Genomic DNA, 1,083 nt, shown 5'->3' on the forward strand with positions numbered 1-1,083 from the left:
ACCGTGACCGCCGGAGTGTCCGAACTGGACTCCCGACGGCCAGTCTCGCCCACCGGACGGTTCCGGATCGGCAGCGCGACGAAGATGTTCACGTCCACTGTGGTCCTGCAACTCGTAGCGGAACACCGCGTCCAGCTCGACGCGCCCGTCGAGCACTACCTGCCCGGACTCCTGCCGCACGGCGAAGAGATCACCGTGCGAATGCTCCTGCAGCACACCAGCGGCCTCTACGACTACACCGACTCTCTCCCGCTGCTCGGGCCCGACCTGGAAAAGATCCGGTACCAGCACCGTTCGCCGGAGTCGATGGTCGCGCTCTCGACGGCCAAGCCGCTGGACTTCCCGCCCGGCAGCAAGCATTCCTACTCCAACACCAATTTCATCGTGCTCGGGATGCTCATCGAGCGGACCACCGGGCACGCGTGGGGAACCGAAGCGGCACAACGCATCCTGCGGCCGCTCGGCCTGCACCACACGTCGGTTCCCGGGGACCGCACCGGGATCCCGGACCCGCACGCGCACGGGTACCAGGAGATGAACGGGAAACTCGTCGACGTCACCGACTTGAACCCGAGCATGGCCTGGGCGGCCGGCGAAATCATCTCCACCACAGCGGATCTGGACAAGTTCGTCCGGGCGCTGGCGGCGGGGCGGCTGGTACCACCGCCGCTGCTGAAGCAGATGACCACCCCGCGTTCCGCCACCGAGGAGTACGGGCTCGGGTTGCGCACCCCGACCACCACCTGCGGAGTACGGGTTTTCGGTCACACCGGCGGAATTCCGGGGTTCCAGACCGTCGCGTTCACCAGCCCGGACGGAAAACGGCGCGTCGAGGCTTCGGTCACATTGGGCCGGGGCCCGAACTTCGACTGGACTCGCGCCGTGCTCGACAAGTTCTTTTGCAGCTGAGTGCCAACACTGAACGAGGAAACCAATGCTGAACGCTGTGCCCTTCGCCCTGACCGCGGCCCTGCTCGCCCCCACCACGCCAGCCGCGGCCGACCCCGTCCGCACCGTCGCGGAAGAAACAGTCGCGGCAGGCGCGACCGGCGTGCAGATCCGGACAGTCCACGACGGACACTC

General features: G+C 67.1%; 1 protein-coding gene. It reads left to right on the forward strand.

All coding sequences use genetic code 11. The features are described from left to right. Positions 1 to 909, forward strand: a 909-nt coding sequence (locus EIZ44_RS44430; RefSeq protein ID WP_134734617.1) for a serine hydrolase domain-containing protein, incomplete at its 5' end; no start/stop codon positions are given. Between the last annotated feature and the right edge of the window lie 174 nt (positions 910 to 1,083).

The organism is Amycolatopsis nivea (assembly GCF_004522235.1).
In the GTDB taxonomy this organism is placed as follows: domain Bacteria; phylum Actinomycetota; class Actinomycetes; order Mycobacteriales; family Pseudonocardiaceae; genus Amycolatopsis; species Amycolatopsis nivea.